This is a genomic window from Pseudomonas sp. S31 (assembly GCF_016648105.1).
Classification (GTDB): Bacteria; Pseudomonadota; Gammaproteobacteria; order Pseudomonadales; family Pseudomonadaceae; genus Aquipseudomonas.
Map to the genome: position 1 here is coordinate 1 of NZ_JACVVE010000030.1, position 17,316 is coordinate 17,316.

Sequence of the window (17,316 nt, forward strand, 5' to 3'; positions counted from 1 at the left end):
CCGGCCGCCCCCGGGGGCGCCCACCCCCCCGGCTCCCCGGCGATGCGGACTTCTGGTCACTCGCCTTCGTCGAAGAAGTTGTCGATCAACGCTACCAGCGCGTCCATGGCTTCGCCGTCCTGCTCGCCCTCGGTGTGCAGGTGCACCTGGGTGCCTTTGCCGGCCGCCAGCATCATCACCGCCATGATGCTCTTGCCGTCCACCAGCTTGTCCGGCGCGCGGCCCACTCGGACCTGGCAGGGAAAGCGCCCGGCCACGCCGACGAACTTGGCGGCCGCGCGTGCGTGCAGGCCAAGTTTGTTGATGATGGTGATTTCGCGGGCGGGCATCGTAGGGTGGATCCTGTGGGCTAGAGGTCGCGATGGCGGACCTGGACGTTTTTCAGGGATTGCTGCAGCAACTGGCCAAGGCGTTCGGTGATGTACACCGAGCGGTGGTGGCCGCCGGTGCAGCCGATGGCGATGGTGACGTAGGCGCGGTTGCTGGCCGCGAAGCGGGGCAGCCATTTCAGCAGGTAGCTGGAAATGTCGTGGAACATTTCCTCGACATCCGGCTGGGCGGCCAGGTAGTCGATGACCGGTTGTTCGAGCCCCGAATGCTCGCGCAGTTCGGGTTTCCAGTAGGGGTTCGGCAGGCAGCGCACGTCGAACACCAGGTCGGCATCGACCGGCATGCCGCGCTTGAAACCGAACGATTCGACCAGGAACGCGGTACCGGGCTCGGGTTGGTTGAGCAGGCGCAGCTTGATCGAGTCGCGCAGTTGGTACAGGTTCAGGTTGGTGGTGTCGATCTTCAGGTCGGCCAGGTCGGAGATCGGCCCCAGCAACTCGCTTTCGACGCGGATCGCCTCGGCCAACGAGCGGTCGGCGTTGGTCAGCGGGTGGCGTCGGCGGGTCTCGGAGAAGCGTTTGAGCAGGGTGTCTTCATCGGCGTCGAGAAACAGCACATCGCACTTGATGTGCCTGGCGCGGGCCTCGTCGAGCAGTTCGGGGAAGCGCGACAGATGGCTGGGCAGGTTACGGGCATCGATCGACACGGCCACCTTGGGCTGCAACAGCTCGGTGTTGATCAGTGCGTTCTCCGCCAATTGCGGCAACAGCCCGGCAGGCAGGTTGTCGATGCAGTAGTAACCGTTGTCTTCCAACACATCGAGGGCGGTGCTCTTGCCAGAGCCGGACCGCCCGCTGACGATGATCAGGCGCATGTTCAGTGCTCGTTCTGTGCGTCCAGGACAACCTGGTACAGGGCCTCGCTGCTGTCGGCGGCACGCAGGCGATCGCGAACCTCCTTGCGATCGAGCATGCTGGCGATCTGGCGCAGCAGTTCAAGGTGGGCATCGGTGGCGGCTTCGGGCACCAGCAGGACGAACAGCAGGTCGACCGGCGCGCCGTCGATGGCGTCGTAATCGATGGGTGCTTCCAGGTGCAGGAGTGCGCTGACCGGGGCAGTACAGCCTTCGAGCCGGCAGTGGGGGATGGCGATGCCATTGCCAAAGCCGGTCGAACCGAGTTTTTCGCGGGCCACGAGCTTTTCGAAGACGTCTTGCATCTCCAGCTCCGGCACTTGCTCGGCAATGACGGTAGCGACCTTTTCCAGGGCGCGCTTCTTACTGCCTCCCGGCACGTTCACGAGGGAACGGCCGGGGGTCAGGATGGTTTCAAGTCGGATCATGGATGAGGGGGATCAGCGGGCGGCTGCACCTTGCAGCAGGCTTTGCTGTTTTTCCTTGTGTTTTTTCAGTTGGCGGTCGAGCTTGTCGGTCAAGGCGTCGATCGCTGCATACATGTCTTCGTGTTCCGCGTTGGCAACCACTTCGCCGCCGGGAATCTGCAGGGTCGCTTCGACCTTCTGCTGCAGCTTCTCGACCTTCATGATGACCTGCACGTTGGTGATCTTGTCGAAATGGCCTTCCAGCCTCTTGAGTTTCTGCTCGACATAGTCGCGCAGCGGCTGGGTGACTTCTACATGGTGTCCACTGATGTTGACTTGCATACAGCTTCTCCTTTGTTGCCCGTGCATAAGGAGGCAGGTATTGCACCTGCCCCGAAAACGCTGTGGCACATCCAGGGGCTACATCAGTCGCTTGCGCTCGCTCGACGGTGCGATGCCGAGGGACTCGCGGTACTTGGCGACGGTGCGACGGGCTACCTGGATGCCTTGTGCCTCCAGTAAACCAGCGATCTTGCTGTCACTCAATGGCTTTTTCTGATTTTCCGCAGCCACCAGTTTCTTGATGATCGCGCGGATCGCCGTGGACGAGCATTCGCCCCCTTCGGCGGTGCTGACGTGGCTCGAGAAAAAGTATTTCAATTCATAGATGCCACGCGGCGTGTGCATGTATTTCTGCGTGGTCACCCGGGAAATGGTCGACTCGTGCATGCCAACCGCCTCGGCGATATCGTGCAGTACCAGCGGCTTCATGGCCTCGTCGCCGTGGTCGAGGAAGCCGCGCTGGTGCTCGACGATCTGCGTGGCGACCTTCATCAGCGTTTCGTTGCGGCTTTGCAGGCTCTTGATGAACCAGCGGGCCTCTTGCAGCTGGTTGCGCATGAAGGTGTTGTCGGCGCTGGTGTCGGCGCGGCGCACGAAGCCTGCGTACTGCGGGTTGACCCGCAGGCGAGGGATGGCTTCCTGGTTCAGCTCGACCAGCCAGCGGTCGCTGTCCTTGCGCACGATCACGTCCGGGACCACGTATTCCGGTTCGCTCGACTCGATCTGCGAGCCTGGGCGCGGGTTGAGGCTCTGCACCAGTTCGATGACCTGGCGCAGCTCGTCTTCCTTGAGCTTCATGCGGCGCATCAGCTGGCTGTAGTCGCGGCTGCCGAGCAGGTCGATGAAGTCGGTGACCAGGCGCTGGGCCTCGCTCATCCAGGGCGTGCTGGCCGGCAACTGGCGCAGCTGCAGCAACAGGCACTCGCCGAGGCTGCGAGCGCCGACGCCCGCCGGCTCGAATTGCTGGATGCGGTGCAGCACGGCCTCGACTTCGTCGAGTTCGATGTCCAGCTCGGGGTCGAAGCCCTGGCAGATTTCCTCGAGGGTGTCTTCCAGGTAGCCCTGGCCGTTGATGCTGTCGATCAGGGTGACCGCGATCAGGCGGTCGGTGTCGGACATCGGTGCCAGGTTCAGTTGCCACAACAGATGGCTCTGCAGGCTCTCGCCGGCGGAGGTGCGTGTGGTGAAGTCCCACTCGTCGTCATCGTTGCTGGGCAGGCTGCTGGCGCTGGTCTGGTAGATGTCTTCCCAGGCCGTGTCGACCGGCAATTCGTTTGGGATGCGCTCGTTCCATTCACCTTCTTCCAGGTTCTCGGCGCTGGCCGTGGTTTCCTGGAAGCTGTTGTCCTGGGCTTCGGCGACCGGCTTGTTCTCGGCGTTGTCCGCCATCGGGTCGCTGTTGTCGAAGTCGTCGCCGTCTTCCTGACGTTCGAGCATCGGGTTCGACTCCAGCGCTTCCTGGATCTCCTGTTGAAGGTCCAGGGTCGAGAGCTGAAGCAGACGGATGGCCTGTTGCAACTGCGGGGTCATCGTCAGTTGCTGGCCCATTTTTAGGACGAGCGATGGTTTCATGGCTGGGGCTAAATACCTTGTTCGCCGGCGCGCATGCGCCATCCACTACAGGGCGCCGGAGCGCCGAATTCAAGCAAGTTTTATGCCTTAATTTGTAGCGTTTGCCTAGAGCACTGTAACAACTTAGGCCTGTTCATGGCGGGTTTGCCAGTGCTCGGGCAGGCCTGGATCAGAGCCGGAACTCGTGGCCCAGGTAGACTTCTTTCACCAGTTCGTTGGCCAGGATGGTCTCGGCATCGCCTTCGGCGATCAGTTGGCCATCGTTGACGATGTAAGCGGTTTCGCAGATATCCAGGGTCTCGCGGACGTTGTGGTCGGTGATCAGTACGCCGATGCCCTTGGCCTTGAGGTGGTGGATGATCTGCTTGATGTCGCCTACCGAAATCGGGTCGACACCTGCGAAGGGTTCGTCGAGCAGGATGAATTTCGGCGCGGTGGCCAGGGCGCGGGCGATCTCGACGCGGCGGCGTTCACCACCGGACAGGCTCATGCCGAGGTTGTCGCGGATGTGGCTGATGTGGAACTCCTGCAGCAGGCTTTCGAGCTCCTTGCGGCGGCCGTCGCGGTCGAGGTCCTTGCGGGTCTCGAGAATGGCCATGATGTTGTCGGCCACCGACAGCTTGCGGAAGATCGAGGCCTCCTGCGGCAGGTAGCCGATGCCGGCGCGAGCGCGGCCGTGCATGGGCTGGTGGCTGACGTCGAGGTTGTCGATCAGTACACGCCCCTGCTCGGCCTGGACCAGGCCGACGATCATGTAGAAGCAGGTGGTCTTGCCGGCGCCGTTGGGGCCGAGCAGGCCGACGATCTGGCCGCTGTCGATCGACAGGCTGACGTCGCGTACCACCTGGCGGCCCTTGTAGCTCTTGGCCAGGTGCTGGGCTTTGAGGGTCGCCATTTACTCGGCCTTCTTCTTCGGCTGGATGACCATGTCGATGCGCTGACGCGGCGTGGTCACGTTGCCACCACGACCTGCGGTCGCCACCTGGGTCTTGGTGTTGTAGACGATTTTCTCGCCTTCGGTGGTGTTGCCCTCGTTCTCGACCTTGGCGCGGTCGGTGAGGATCACCATGTCTTTCTGGGCCTGGTACTGAATGGTCACCGCCCAGCCTTTCATCTTGTCGGGCTTGGCCGCGCTCTGCTGCTGTTCGAAGTAGGCCAGGTTGCCCACCGAAGTCACCACGTCGATATCGCCGCTGGCGGCGCGGGTCATGGTCACGGTGTTGCCTTTGATCATCATCGAGCCCTGGGTGATGATCACGTCGCCGGTGTAGGTGGCCACGCCCTGTTTGTCGTCCAGGTGCGCGTTGTCGGCCTGGATACGGATCGGCTGGTCACGGTCATTAGGCAGGGCGAAGGCGCTCGCGCTTCCCAGTGCTGCTGCGCTCAGGCTGAGCAAAAGGGGGAGGGTTTTAACGAGCCTCATACTGTCCTCTTACGTTAGAGAGCAAGTCCATCTTGCTTTCTTTCAAATACGCTTTCATTCCTTTGCCCGTAGTTACGCCACCGGCGCCGTCGATTCTAACGGCTTGATCGGTCTGCGCATATTGCTTCTGCGGGAACACGGTCATGCGCGAGCTGGTAATGATGGTCTCGCGCTGCTTTTCGTCGGTGCGGGCCACGCGCACCTTGTCGATCAATTCGACTTCGGTGCCGTCCGGATTGACCTCGGCGCGCACGCTCTGCACGTGCCAGGGGTATTCGGTGCCGCGATACAGGTGCAGGTCGGGCGTGGTCACCAAGGTGACTTCGCTGGCCTTGAGGTGTTCGACCTTGTCGGCGGTCATCTCGTACTGCAACTTGCCGTCCGGCAGGAACTGCAGGGTGTGGGCGTTCACCGCGTAGTAGTCGATGGCGCTCTCGTCGACCTGCGCCACCGGTTTGTCGAGGAAGCTCTCGGGGCTGACGTTCCAGTAGCCGACGGCCACCAGCAGGGCAGCGATCACCCCGAGCAGCGCGATGTTTCGGACTTTCTTGCTGAACATGGGCAGCCTTACAGGTAGTTGGCGTTGGCAGCGTCCAGGGTGCCCTGGGCCTGCATGATCAGTTCACAGAACTCGCGGGCGGCACCCTCGCCGCCGCGGGCCTGGGTCACGCCATGGGCGTGTTGGCGAACGAACGGCGCGGCGTTGGCCACCGCCATGCCCAGGCCGACGCGGCGAATCACCGGCAGGTCGGGCAGGTCGTCGCCCAGATAGGCGACTTGCTCATAGCTTAGGCCCAGTTCGGCGAGCAGGCCGTCCAGAACCACCAGTTTATCTTCGCGGCCCTGATACAGGTGCGGGATGCCGAGGTTCTTCGCCCGGCGCTCGACCACAGGCGTCTTGCGCCCGCTGATGATCGCCGTGGTCACGCCCGAGGCCATGAGCATCTTGATGCCGTGGCCGTCGAGGGTGTTGAAGGTCTTGAATTCGCTGCCATCTTCGAGGAAGTACAGGCGCCCGTCGGTGAGCACGCCGTCGACGTCGAATACCGCCAGCTTGATGGCCTTGCCGCGTTGCATCAGGTCTTGGTTCATTTACATCACTCCGGCGCGCAGCAGGTCGTGCATGTTCAGGGCGCCGGACGGGCGGTCGTCCTGGTCGACGACCACCAGCGCGCTGATCTTGTGGTCTTCCATGATCTTCAGGGCCTCGGCGGCGAGCATTTCGGCGCGGGCGGTCTTGCCGTGCATGGTCATCACCTGGTCGATCAGGGTGGTGTGCACGTCGATGTTGCGGTCCAGGCTGCGGCGCAGGTCGCCGTCGGTGAATACCCCGGCCAGCTTGCCGTCGGCCTCGAGGACCACGGTCATGCCCAAACCTTTGCGGGACATTTCAAGCAGTGCGTCCTTGAGCAAGGTGCCGCGTTGCACGCAGGGCAGTTCGTCGCCGGCGTGCATGACGTTCTCGACCTTGAGCAGCAGACGGCGACCGAGGGCGCCACCGGGGTGCGAGAACGCGAAGTCCTCGGCGGTGAAGCCGCGCGCCTCGAGCAGGGCGATGGCCAGGGCGTCGCCCAGCACCAGGGCCGCGGTGGTCGAGGACGTCGGAGCCAGGTTCAGCGGGCAGGCCTCTTGGGCGACACTGGCGTCGAGGTTGACCTCGGCGGCCTGGGCCAGGGGCGATTCGGGCTTGCCGGTGAGGCTGATCAGCTGGATGCCCAGGCGCTTGATGAGCGGCAGCAGGGTGACGATCTCGGCAGTGCTGCCGGAATTGGACAGGGCCAGGATGACGTCGTCACGGGTAATCATGCCCATGTCGCCGTGGCTGGCTTCGGCCGGGTGCACGAAGAACGCCGGCGTGCCGGTGCTGGCCAGGGTGGCGGCGATCTTGTTGCCGATGTGACCGGACTTGCCCATGCCGACCACGACCACCCGGCCCTTGCTCGCCAGGATCAGCTCGCAGGCCTTGACGAAACTGGCGTCTATGCGCGGCAGCAGGCCCTCGACGGCTTCGAGTTCAAGGCGCAGGGTGCGCTGGGCGGATTGGATCAGCTCGCTGGATTGGCTCATGTCGAAAAAGCAATGCCTGATGAAAAGGCGCCGATTATAGCGGCAATGTGCGAAAGCCTCATCATTCGATTGTCACATGGTGCTGGGTTGCCTGTCTGGGGGCTGAACAAGCGTGGCAATGGCCTTGGGGGCGGCCTGCCAGCGGTGCTATAGTTCGCCGCTATTCGGCCCGTCGGGGGCGCGTGTGCCTTCATGATGGGGGCCAGCGTCCATAAGGACGAGGCTGCATCAGCAAGGAGTCTAGATGAGTGTGGATAGCGCCTACGCGGTCGAGTTGAAGGGAGTCACCTTCAAGCGCGGTTCGCGCAGCATTTTCAGCAACGTCGACATCCGTATTCCGCGTGGCAAGGTCACAGGGATCATGGGGCCATCGGGTTGCGGCAAGACCACGCTGCTGCGCCTGATGGGCGCGCAGCTGCGGCCGTCGAGCGGCGAGGTGTGGGTGGCCGGGCAGAATCTGCCGTCGCTGTCGCGCAGCGATCTGTTCGATGCCCGCAAGCAGATGGGCGTTTTGTTCCAGAGCGGCGCACTGTTCACCGACCTCGACGTATTCGAGAACGTGGCGTTTCCGCTGCGGGTGCACACCCAGCTGTCGGACGAGATGATCCGCGACATCGTCCTGATGAAGCTGCAGGCCGTGGGCCTGCGCGGCGCCATCGACCTGATGCCCGATGAGCTCTCCGGGGGCATGAAGCGGCGCGTGGCATTGGCCCGGGCGATTGCCCTGGACCCGCAGATCCTCATGTACGACGAACCTTTCGTCGGCCAGGACCCGATCGCCATGGGCGTGCTGGTACGCCTGATCCGCCTGCTCAACGATGCTCTGGGTATCACCAGCATCGTGGTGTCGCACGATCTGGCCGAAACCGCCAGCATCGCCGACTACATCTATGTGGTCGGCGATGGCCAGGTGCTTGGCCAGGGCACGCCCGACGAACTGATGGGCTCGGACAATCCGCGCATTCGCCAGTTCATGAAGGGCGACCCGGACGGCCCGGTACCTTTCCATTTCCCTGCGCCTGACTACCGCGCCGACCTGCTGGGAGCGCGGTGATGCGCAGAAAATCCTTACTCGAACGCATCCGCCTGCTCGGTCGCTCGGCGATCGACGTAGTGGCGGTCCTGGGGCGCTCATGCCTGTTCCTGTTCCATGCCCTGATCGGCCGCGGCGGCATCGGCGGTGGCTTCCAGCTGCTGACCAAGCAGCTGTATTCGGTGGGCGTGCTGTCGCTGGCGATCGTCGTCGTGTCCGGCGTGTTCATCGGCATGGTGCTGGCCCTGCAGGGCTACAGCATCCTGACCAAGTACGGCTCGGAGCAGGCGGTGGGGCAGATGGTCGCCCTGACCCTGCTGCGTGAGCTCGGCCCGGTGGTCACTGCGTTGCTGTTCGCCGGTCGTGCAGGCTCGGCCCTGACCGCCGAGATCGGCAACATGAAGTCCACCGAGCAGCTGTCGAGCCTGGAAATGATCGGCGTCGACCCGCTCAAGTACATCGTCGCGCCACGCCTGTGGGCCGGCTTCATCTCGCTGCCGCTGCTGGCGCTGATCTTCAGCGTGGTCGGTATCTGGGGTGGTTCGTGGGTCGCGGTCGATTGGCTGGGCGTCTACGAGGGCTCGTTCTGGGCCAACATGCAGAACAGTGTTTCCTTTACCGACGACGTGCTCAACGGGCTGGTCAAGAGCCTGGTGTTCGCCTTCGTCAGCACCTGGATCGCCGTGTTCCAGGGGTATGACTGTGAGCCCACGTCCGAGGGGATCAGCCGTGCCACCACCAAGACCGTGGTCTACGCCTCGTTGGCCGTACTGGGTCTGGACTTCATTCTGACCGCTTTGATGTTTGGAGATTTCTGATGCAAAACCGCACCCTGGAAATCGGTGTCGGCCTGTTCCTCCTGGCCGGGATCCTGGCGCTGCTGCTGCTGGCCCTGCGCGTCAGCGGGCTGTCCGCCAGCCCGAGCAGCGATACCTACAAAGTTTATGCGTACTTCGACAATATCGCCGGTTTGACGGTCAGAGCTAAAGTGACCATGGCCGGCGTGACGATCGGCAAGGTCACCGCCATCGATCTGGACCGTGATTCCTACACCGGTCGGGTGACCCTGCAGCTGGACAAGTCGGTCGACAACCTGCCGACCGACTCCACCGCATCGATCCTGACCGCCGGGTTGCTGGGCGAGAAGTACATCGGTATCAGCGTGGGCGGTGAGGAAGACGTGCTCAAGGATGGTGCCACCATCCATGACACCCAGTCGGCGCTGGTGCTGGAAGATCTGATTGGCAAGTTCCTGCTCAACTCCGTTGGCAAGGAACCGAAAGAAGCGCAACCGGCTAATTAAGGAGTTTCCATGATTTCGATCCTGCGACGTGGCCTGCTGGTCCTGCTGGCGGCCTTCCCTCTGTTCGCCCTGGCCGCGCAGTCGCCGCACGATGTGGTACAGAGCACCACCAGCGAACTGCTGAACGACCTCAAGGCCAACAAGGAGCAGTACAAGAGCAACCCCAACGCCTTCTACGATGCGCTCAACCGCATCCTCGGCCCGGTGGTGGACGCCGATGGTATTTCTCGCAGCATCATGACCGTCAAGTACTCGCGCAAGGCTACGCCCGAGCAGATGCAGCGCTTCCAGGAGAACTTCAAGCGCAGCCTGATGCAGTTCTATGGCAACGCCTTGCTCGAGTACAACAACCAGGGCATCACCGTCGACCCGGCCAAGGCGGACGACGGCAAGCGTGCCAGCGTCGGCATGAAGGTCACCGGCAATAACGGTGCGGTCTACCCGGTGCAGTACACCCTGGAGAACATCAGCGGCGAGTGGAAGGTGCGTAACGTCATCGTCAACGGTATCAACATCGGCAAGCTGTTCCGTGACCAGTTCGCCGATGCCATGCAGCGTAACGGCAACAACCTGGACAAGACCATCGACGGCTGGGCCGGCGAAGTGGCCAAGGCCAAGGAAGCGGCGGACAACTCGCCTGAAAAGGAAGTGAAATGAGTGACGCCGCTGTCAGCATGACCGAGCCAGGCGTGTTGCGCCTGGCCGGTGTGCTCGATTACCGCAGCGGCCCGGCCCTGCGCAAGCAGGGCAAGGGGCTGATCGCCGCCTGCCGCGAGCAGCGCCTGGTGCTGGATTGCTCGGCCGTGGCCAAGAGCAGCAGCGTCGGCCTGTCGTTGCTGCTGGCGTTCATCCGTGATGCCCAGGGCGCCGGCAAGGCCTGCGAGGTCCGTGGCATGCCCGACGACATGCGGGAAATCGCCGAGGTCTACGACCTCGATGAGGTACTGGCAAGCTGATGGCTTACCGGTGATGGAAGCCCCTCGGTCAGCGTAACCCACCAGTGGGCTTCGCAGGCGAGGGGCTTTTTTGTATGATGGCCGACCCGCGCGCATCGGGCGCCGATTGAGGTTGAGCATGCAGGCCGTAGAAGTTAAGAGCTTCCTTGAAGAGAAATTGCCGGGATCCCGGGTTGAAGTTGAAGGCGAAGGCTGCAACTTCCAGTTGAACGTGATCAGCGATGAGCTGGCCGGCCTGAGCCCGGTCAAGCGCCAGCAGGCGATCTATGCTCACCTGAATCCGTGGATCGCCAATGGCAGCATCCATGCGGTAACCATGAAATTTTTCAGCAGCGCAGCCTGGGCTGAGCGCACCTGAGCCAACTTGGCGGCGAGACTCCAATGGACAAACTGATTATTACTGGCGGCGCCCGTCTCGACGGCGAGATCCGCATTTCGGGCGCGAAGAACGCGGCCCTGCCGATCCTGGCGGCGACCTTGCTGGCCGATGGCCCGGTCACCGTGGGCAACCTGCCACACCTGCACGACATCACCACCATGATCGAGCTGTTCGGTCGCATGGGCATCGAGCCTGTGATCGACGAAAAGCTCGCGGTGGAAATCGACCCACGGACCATCAAGACCCTGGTCGCGCCGTACGAGCTGGTCAAGACCATGCGTGCCTCGATCCTCGTGCTCGGCCCGATGGTCGCGCGTTTCGGCGAGGCCGAAGTGGCCCTGCCTGGCGGTTGCGCCATCGGTTCGCGTCCGGTCGACCTGCACATTCGCGGTCTCGAGGCCATGGGTGCGAAGATCGAGGTCGAAGGTGGCTACATCAAGGCCAAGGCGCCTGAGGGTGGCCTGCGTGGCGCGCACTTCTTCTTCGATACCGTCAGTGTGACCGGTACCGAGAACATCATGATGGCCGCCGCCCTGGCCAAGGGCCGCAGCGTGCTGCAGAACGCCGCGCGCGAGCCTGAAGTGGTCGACCTGGCCAACTTCATCAATGCCATGGGCGGCAAGGTCCAAGGCGCTGGCACCGACACCATCGTCATCGATGGCGTCGAGCGCCTGGCCTCGGCCAACTACCGCGTCATGCCGGACCGTATCGAGACCGGCACCTACCTGGTCGCCGCTGCCGTGACCGGTGGCCGCGTCAAGGTCAAGGACACCGATCCGACCATCCTCGAGGCGGTGCTGGAAAAACTCAAGGAAGCCGGTGCCGACATCACTACCGGTGAAGACTGGATCGAGCTGGACATGCACGGCAAGCGGCCGAAAGCCGTCAACCTGCGTACCGCCCCGTACCCGGCGTTCCCGACCGACATGCAGGCGCAGTTCATCTCGCTCAACGCCATCGCCGAAGGCACTGGCGCGGTGATCGAGACGATCTTCGAGAACCGCTTCATGCACGTCTATGAAATGCACCGCATGGGCGCGCAGATCCAGGTCGAAGGCAACACCGCCATCGTGACCGGGGTCAACTCGCTCAAGGGCGCACCCGTCATGGCCACCGACCTGCGGGCCTCGGCCAGCCTGGTGCTGTCGGCACTGGTCGCCGACGGCGATACGCTGATCGATCGCATCTACCACATCGACCGTGGTTACGAGTGCATCGAAGAAAAACTGCAGATGCTGGGCGCGAAGATCCGTCGCGTACCGGGCTAGTCGTCTGCCTACGGGGGCGGGCAAGCCTGCCCCCTACGAATTGAATGCGGCCAGGTCCATGACCTGGCCGGCTGTAGCCGCTTAAGGACCGACGTTCCAATGTTGACCATCGCGCTTTCCAAAGGCCGCATCCTCGACGACACCCTGCCATTGCTGGCCGAAGCGGGCATCGTGCCGACCGAGAATCCGGACAAGAGCCGCAAGCTGATCATCCCTACCACGCAGGATGATGTGCGCCTGCTGATCGTGCGTGCCACCGACGTGCCGACCTACGTCGAGCATGGTGCCGCCGACCTTGGCGTGGCCGGCAAGGACGTGCTGATGGAATACGGCGGCCAGGGCCTGTATGAGCCCCTGGACCTGCAGATTGCCCGTTGCAAGCTGATGACCGCCGGTGTGGTCGGCGCGCCCGAGCCCAAGGGCCGCCTGCGGGTGGCGACCAAGTTCGTCAACGTAGCCAAGCGCTACTACGCCGAGCAGGGCCGTCAGGTCGACATCATCAAGCTGTACGGCTCCATGGAGTTGGCGCCGCTGATCAACCTGGCCGACAAGATCATCGACGTGGTCGATACCGGCAACACCCTGCGCGCCAACGGCCTTGAACCTCAGGAACTGATCGCCACGATCAGCTCGCGCCTGGTGGTCAACAAGGCGTCGATGAAGATGCAGCATGCACGCATCCAGAGCCTGATCGACACCCTGCGTCAAGCGGTCGAATCGCGACACCGCGGTTAACTCTCTACCGACTCGCGCGACCTTCGCAGTCGCGCTCGTCTATCCGCGTCATAGCCATTTTTCTCGGGTGCCCGCGCGGATGGACTGGTAGCCTAGGGCGCCTGAGCATTCGCTAATAATCGAGGCCCTCGCCATGACCGTGTCCACTGCAATTGCCCGTCTCAACGCCGCTGATCCGGATTTCGCCCGACATCTGGATCATCTGCTGAGCTGGGAAAGTGTGTCCGATGACGCGGTCAACCAGCGCGTGCTCGACATCATCAAGGCCGTGCGCGAACGGGGTGACGCGGCGCTGGTCGAGTTCACCCAGCGCTTCGATGGCCTGCAAGCCGGTTCGATCGACGACCTGATCCTCGGCCGCGAACGCCTGGAACTGGCGCTGACGCGCATCACGGCGGTCCAGCGCGAGGCGCTGGAGAAGGCCGCCGAGCGCGTGCGCATCTACCACGAGCGGCAGAAGCAGGACTCCTGGCAGTACACCGAGGCCGATGGCACCGTGCTTGGGCAGAAGGTCACCCCGCTGGACCGCGCTGGCCTGTACGTGCCGGGCGGCAAGGCGTCGTACCCGTCGTCGGTGCTGATGAACGCCATTCCGGCCAAGGTCGCCGGTGTCGGCGAAGTGGTGATGGTGGTGCCGACCCCGCGTGGCGAGGTCAACGAGCTGGTGCTGGCCGCTGCCTGCATCGCCGGCGTCGACCGTGTGTTCACCATCGGTGGCGCCCAGGCGGTCGCAGCGCTGGCCTACGGCACCGAGAGCGTGCCGCAGGTGGACAAGATCGTCGGCCCCGGCAACATCTATGTCGCCACCGCCAAGCGCCACGTGTTCGGCCAGGTCGGTATCGACATGATCGCGGGCCCGTCGGAAATCCTCGTGGTCTGCGATGGCCAGACCGACCCTGACTGGATCGCCATGGACCTGTTCTCCCAGGCCGAGCACGACGAGGACGCCCAGGCCATCCTGGTCAGCCCCGATGCTGAATTCCTCGACCGCGTGGCCGCCAGCATCGACAAGCTGCTGCCGACCATGGAGCGCGCCGAGATCATCGAGAAATCGATCAATGGCCGTGGCGCGTTGATCCAGGTGCGCGACATGCAGCAGGCCATCGAGGTGGCCAACCGCATCGCCCCCGAGCACCTGGAGCTGTCGGTCGCCGATCCGCAGGCCTGGCTGCCGCAGATTCGCCATGCCGGCGCGATCTTCATGGGGCGTCACACCAGCGAGGCGTTGGGCGACTACTGCGCCGGCCCCAACCACGTGCTGCCGACCTCCGGTACCGCGCGTTTCTCGTCGCCGCTGGGGGTGTATGACTTCCAGAAGCGTTCGTCGATCATCTTCTGCTCCGAGCAGGGCGCGTCCGAGCTGGGTCACACCGCCTCGGTCCTGGCCCGTGGCGAGTCGCTGACCGCCCATGCCCGCAGCGCCGAATACCGTATCCTGACCCAAGCCGAGGGGAACTGAACATGAGCCGTTTCTGGAGCCCCTTCGTCAAGGACCTGGTGCCTTACGTGCCGGGCGAGCAACCCAAGTTGGCCCGCCTGGTCAAGCTCAATACCAACGAGAACCCCTATGGCCCGTCGCCCAAGGCGCTGGAGGCCATGCGCGGCGAGGTCAACGACAACCTGCGCTTGTACCCGGACCCGAATGGCGATCGCCTCAAGCAGGCGGTGGCCGAGTACTACGGCGTGACCCCGGCCCAGGTGTTCGTCGGCAACGGCTCGGACGAAGTGCTGGCGCACATCTTCCACGGCCTGTTCCAGCACGATCGCGGCCCGCTGCTGTTCCCGGACATCAGCTACAGCTTCTACCCGGTGTACTGCGGCCTGTACGCAATCCCATTCGAGCCGGTGGCGCTGGACGAGCAGTTCCAGATCCGCGTGGCCGATTACAGCAAGCCAAACGCCGGGATCATCTTCCCCAACCCCAACGCGCCTACTGGCTGCCTGCTGGCGCTCGAAGCGGTCGAGCAACTGCTGCAGGCCAACCGTGATTCGGTGGTGGTGGTGGACGAGGCCTACATCGATTTCGGTGGCGAAACCGCCATCAGCCTGGTCGACCGCTACGACAACCTGCTGGTGACCCAGACCCTGTCCAAGTCGCGCTCGCTGGCGGGCTTGCGGGTCGGCCTGGCGGTTGGCCATCCGGACCTGATCGAGGCGCTGGAACGAATCAAGAACAGCTTCAACTCCTACCCGCTGGACCGTATGGCGATCGTTGGCGCGGCGGTGGCGTTCGAAGACCAGGCGTACTTCGAGGAAACCTGCCGCAAAGTGATCGACAGCCGTGAAGCGCTGGTCGAGCAGCTGATTGCCAAGGGCTTCGAGGTGTTGCCGTCTGCGGCCAACTTCATCTTCGCCCGCCACCCGCAGCAGGACGCCGCGCAACTGGCAGCGCGCCTGCGTGAACAGGGCGTGATCGTGCGGCACTTCAAGCAAGAACGGATTGCCCAGTTCCTGCGTATCACCATTGGCACGCCAGAGATGAACCAGGCGTTGCTGGACGCACTCGAAGCGTGATCGCCTGGCGCCGGGGCTGTCCCCCGGCGCCAGGCCTTGAGTGTTGTTGCTGCTTGCCCGTCGTTCCATTACACTCGATTAAAACATCGGATGATTGGTTGAATGACGTGAGCACTGAGTTACCTAAACGCTCCCTGGTCGAGCTGGCCGTGGAGCGCATGCGCCAGCGCATCCTCCAGGGCGACTGGCACGTCGGCCAGCGGCTGCCGACCGAACCGGAACTGGCGATGGAGCTCGGTATCAGCCGCAATACCGTGCGCGAGGCCATGCGTGTGCTGGCCTTCAGTGGCCTGGTAGAGATTCGCCAGGGCGACGGCAGCTACCTGCGTACCGCACAGGACCCCCTGCAAGCGGTGCAGGCCATGTCGCGTTGCACGCCCGAGCAAGCGCGGGAAACACGGCACATCCTCGAAGCCGAGGCCATCGGCCTGGCGGCGCTGCGCCGCACCGATCAGGACCTGATCGCACTGCGCCAGTCACTGGCCGGCAGCGCCGGGCACTTTCATGGTGATCTGGATACCTATATCTCCTGCGACATGGTGTTTCACCAGCAATTGGTCGACGCCGCGCACAACCCGGCCTTGAGCGAGCTTTACCGCTACTTCTCGGGGGTGGTGGCCGCAGCCGTGCAGCACAACCTCAGCGCCGAACCGCGCTGCCAGGCGACCTTCGACCTGCATGGGCAGATCCTCGACGCCATCGAACAACGCGACCCGGAGCGCGCCAAGCGCCTGAGCCGGGCACTCATCGAATCCTGACAACGAGAAGGCCATGGCTGAATCAATGACCCGCGACCATCCTGCCCGCGAGCGGCATATCGAAGAACTGCTGATCGACGCGGAAGCGGACGATGCGCAACTGCAACCGCCGCAGGCGCCCCGGCGCCCCTGGCTGTTGCTGCTGGGCCTGGTACTGGTGGCGTTGAACCTGCGCCCGGCACTGTCGAGCATGGCGCCGGTGCTCGCCGAGGTGTCCCAGAGCCTGGGCCTGAGCGCTTCCCTGGCCGGCCTCCTGACTACCTTGCCGGTACTCTGCCTGGGCCTGTTCGCGCCATTGGCGCCGGTGTTGGCCCGGCGCTTCGGCAGCGAACGGGTGGTGCTCGGGATTCTCCTCACGCTGGCGCTGGGTATCGTCCTGCGCAGCTCGCTGGGCGCCTTGGGCGTGTTTCTCGGAAGCTTGCTGGCGGGCGCGAGCATCGGCGTGATCGGGGTGCTGCTGCCCGGTATCGTCAAGCGGGATTTCCCTCGCCAGGCTGGCACGCTGACCGGCGTCTACACCATGGCGCTGTCCCTGGGGGCCGCTATCGCGGCCGGGGCCACCGTGCCGTTGACCCAGCACTTCGGCGACAGCTGGGCGCTGGGCCTGGGCTTCTGGGTGGTGCCGGCGCTGCTGGCGATGCTGGTATGGCTGCCACAGGCGCGTCAGGGGCATGGCGCGCACAAGGTCGCCTACCGGGTGCGTGGGCTGTGGCGTGATCGGCTGGCCTGGCAGGTGACCCTGTACATGGGCTTGCAGTCATCCCTGGCTTATATCGTCTTCGGTTGGTTGCCCTCGATTCTCATCGGCCGTGGCTTGAGCCCCACCGAAGCGGGATTGGTGCTGTCCGGGTCGGTGATCGTGCAGCTGGTCAGCTCCCTGGCGGCGCCGTGGTTGTCGACCCGCGGCAAGGATCAGCGGTTGATGATCGTGTTGGCCATGCTGACCACCTTGGCCGGTCTGTTCGGCTGCTTGTACGCGCCGATTTCCGGGTTGTGGGGCTGGGCGGTAGTGCTGGGGTTGGGCCAGGGGGCGACCTTCGCCCTGGCGCTGACGCTGATCGTGCTGCGCTCCAGCGATGCCCATGTGGCTGCCAACCTGTCGAGCATGGCCCAGGGCGTGGGGTACACCCTGGCATCCATGGGGCCGTTGGCAGTGGGGTTGGTGCATGACTGGACTGGGGGCTGGGCTGCGGTGGGTTGGATCTTCGCGGTGGTGGGCCTGGGCGCGTTGGTGTTCGGCCTGGGGGCGGGGCGGGCGCTGCATGTGCAGGTGACTGCCGAGAAGGTCTGAGTCTTGAGGCGGCAGTCCAGGCCCC

Annotated in this window: 22 protein-coding genes; 12 read left to right on the forward strand and 10 right to left on the reverse strand. The window is 63.8% G+C overall.

The genetic code is table 11. The features are described 5' to 3' along the window. Positions 1–56 precede the first annotated feature (56 nt). The 10 genes from IAE37_RS20305 to IAE37_RS20350 form a co-directional block, all read right to left on the reverse strand. Positions 57–329 carry an HPr family phosphocarrier protein gene (locus IAE37_RS20305; RefSeq protein ID WP_201176373.1) on the reverse strand — a complete coding sequence of 91 codons (273 nt, stop codon included), beginning with the start codon at positions 327–329 and terminating at the stop codon, positions 57–59. Between the two features lie 20 nt (positions 330–349). After that, positions 350–1,204, reverse strand: coding sequence for an RNase adapter RapZ (gene rapZ, locus IAE37_RS20310; RefSeq protein WP_201176374.1), 855 nt, complete (start codon positions 1,202–1,204; stop codon positions 350–352). A gap of 2 nt (positions 1,205–1,206) precedes the next feature. Further along, positions 1,207–1,671, reverse strand: a complete 465-nt coding sequence (ptsN, locus tag IAE37_RS20315) for a PTS IIA-like nitrogen regulatory protein PtsN (RefSeq protein WP_201176375.1) — start codon at positions 1,669–1,671, stop codon at positions 1,207–1,209. 12 nt (positions 1,672–1,683) lie between these two features. Further along, positions 1,684–1,992, reverse strand: coding sequence for a ribosome hibernation-promoting factor, HPF/YfiA family (hpf, locus tag IAE37_RS20320; RefSeq protein WP_201176376.1), 309 nt, complete (start codon positions 1,990–1,992; stop codon positions 1,684–1,686). Between the two features lie 78 nt (positions 1,993–2,070). Continuing rightward, complete coding sequence (locus IAE37_RS20325) at positions 2,071–3,564, reverse strand: RNA polymerase factor sigma-54 (protein WP_201176377.1); 1,494 nt, start codon at positions 3,562–3,564, stop codon at positions 2,071–2,073. 169 nt (positions 3,565–3,733) lie between these two features. Beyond that, entirely contained in the window at positions 3,734–4,459 is a 726-nt protein-coding gene (lptB, locus tag IAE37_RS20330; protein ID WP_133326376.1) for an LPS export ABC transporter ATP-binding protein, read from the reverse strand. Further along, positions 4,460–4,987, reverse strand: a complete 528-nt coding sequence (lptA, locus tag IAE37_RS20335; RefSeq protein WP_201176378.1) for a lipopolysaccharide transport periplasmic protein LptA — start codon at positions 4,985–4,987, stop codon at positions 4,460–4,462. Next, positions 4,974–5,546, reverse strand: a complete 573-nt coding sequence (lptC, locus tag IAE37_RS20340) for an LPS export ABC transporter periplasmic protein LptC (protein WP_201176379.1) — start codon at positions 5,544–5,546, stop codon at positions 4,974–4,976. The genes lptA and lptC overlap by 14 nt, the downstream gene beginning before the upstream one ends. 8 nt (positions 5,547–5,554) lie before the next feature. Next, positions 5,555–6,079, reverse strand: coding sequence for a KdsC family phosphatase (locus IAE37_RS20345; protein WP_201176381.1), 525 nt, complete (start codon positions 6,077–6,079; stop codon positions 5,555–5,557). Then, complete coding sequence (locus IAE37_RS20350) at positions 6,080–7,054, reverse strand: KpsF/GutQ family sugar-phosphate isomerase (protein ID WP_201176382.1); 975 nt, start codon at positions 7,052–7,054, stop codon at positions 6,080–6,082. A 244-nt stretch (positions 7,055–7,298) separates the two neighbouring features. On the opposite strand from IAE37_RS20350, the gene IAE37_RS20355 reads away from it, so the two are divergent. The 12 genes from IAE37_RS20355 (at position 7,299) to IAE37_RS20410 (ending at position 17,291) form a co-directional block, all read left to right on the forward strand. Further along, positions 7,299–8,108, forward strand: a complete 810-nt coding sequence (locus IAE37_RS20355) for an ATP-binding cassette domain-containing protein (protein ID WP_043213285.1) — start codon at positions 7,299–7,301, stop codon at positions 8,106–8,108. Continuing rightward, positions 8,108–8,905, forward strand: a complete 798-nt coding sequence (mlaE, locus tag IAE37_RS20360) for a lipid asymmetry maintenance ABC transporter permease subunit MlaE (protein WP_201176383.1) — start codon at positions 8,108–8,110, stop codon at positions 8,903–8,905. Before IAE37_RS20355 ends, mlaE begins: the two co-directional genes overlap by 1 nt. Then, positions 8,905–9,390, forward strand: a complete 486-nt coding sequence (gene mlaD / locus IAE37_RS20365; RefSeq protein ID WP_201176384.1) for an outer membrane lipid asymmetry maintenance protein MlaD — start codon at positions 8,905–8,907, stop codon at positions 9,388–9,390. Before mlaE ends, mlaD begins: the two co-directional genes overlap by 1 nt. A 9-nt stretch (positions 9,391–9,399) precedes the next feature. Beyond that, entirely contained in the window at positions 9,400–10,047 is a 648-nt protein-coding gene (locus IAE37_RS20370) for an MlaC/ttg2D family ABC transporter substrate-binding protein (RefSeq protein WP_201176385.1), read from the forward strand. After that, the gene (locus IAE37_RS20375; RefSeq protein ID WP_201176386.1) at positions 10,044–10,346 is read left to right on the forward strand and encodes an STAS domain-containing protein; all 303 of its coding nucleotides are present in this window, start codon (positions 10,044–10,046) and stop codon (positions 10,344–10,346) included. The genes IAE37_RS20370 and IAE37_RS20375 overlap by 4 nt, the downstream gene beginning before the upstream one ends. Positions 10,347–10,464: 118 nt before the next feature. Further along, a complete protein-coding gene (locus IAE37_RS20380) occupies positions 10,465–10,704 on the forward strand; it encodes a BolA family protein (protein WP_003255121.1) in 240 nt (79 codons plus the stop codon). A gap of 23 nt (positions 10,705–10,727) precedes the next feature. Continuing rightward, entirely contained in the window at positions 10,728–11,993 is a 1,266-nt protein-coding gene (gene murA / locus IAE37_RS20385; protein WP_201176387.1) for a UDP-N-acetylglucosamine 1-carboxyvinyltransferase, read from the forward strand. 99 nt (positions 11,994–12,092) lie between these two features. Continuing rightward, positions 12,093–12,728, forward strand: a complete 636-nt coding sequence (hisG, locus tag IAE37_RS20390; protein WP_023382134.1) for an ATP phosphoribosyltransferase — start codon at positions 12,093–12,095, stop codon at positions 12,726–12,728. A 133-nt stretch (positions 12,729–12,861) separates the two neighbouring features. Beyond that, a complete protein-coding gene (gene hisD, locus IAE37_RS20395) occupies positions 12,862–14,187 on the forward strand; it encodes a histidinol dehydrogenase (protein ID WP_201176389.1) in 1,326 nt (441 codons plus the stop codon). Positions 14,188–14,189: 2 nt separating this feature from the next. Continuing rightward, on the forward strand, positions 14,190–15,242 hold the full coding sequence (hisC, locus tag IAE37_RS20400; RefSeq protein ID WP_201176390.1) for a histidinol-phosphate transaminase: 1,053 nt from the start codon (positions 14,190–14,192) through the stop codon (positions 15,240–15,242). Positions 15,243–15,349: 107 nt separating this feature from the next. Beyond that, positions 15,350–16,000, forward strand: a complete 651-nt coding sequence (locus IAE37_RS20405; RefSeq protein WP_201176391.1) for a FadR/GntR family transcriptional regulator — start codon at positions 15,350–15,352, stop codon at positions 15,998–16,000. A gap of 13 nt (positions 16,001–16,013) precedes the next feature. Next, positions 16,014–17,291 (forward strand): CynX/NimT family MFS transporter, encoded by a 1,278-nt coding sequence (locus IAE37_RS20410; RefSeq protein ID WP_201176392.1) that lies wholly within the window; start codon positions 16,014–16,016, stop codon positions 17,289–17,291. Positions 17,292–17,316 lie beyond the last annotated feature (25 nt).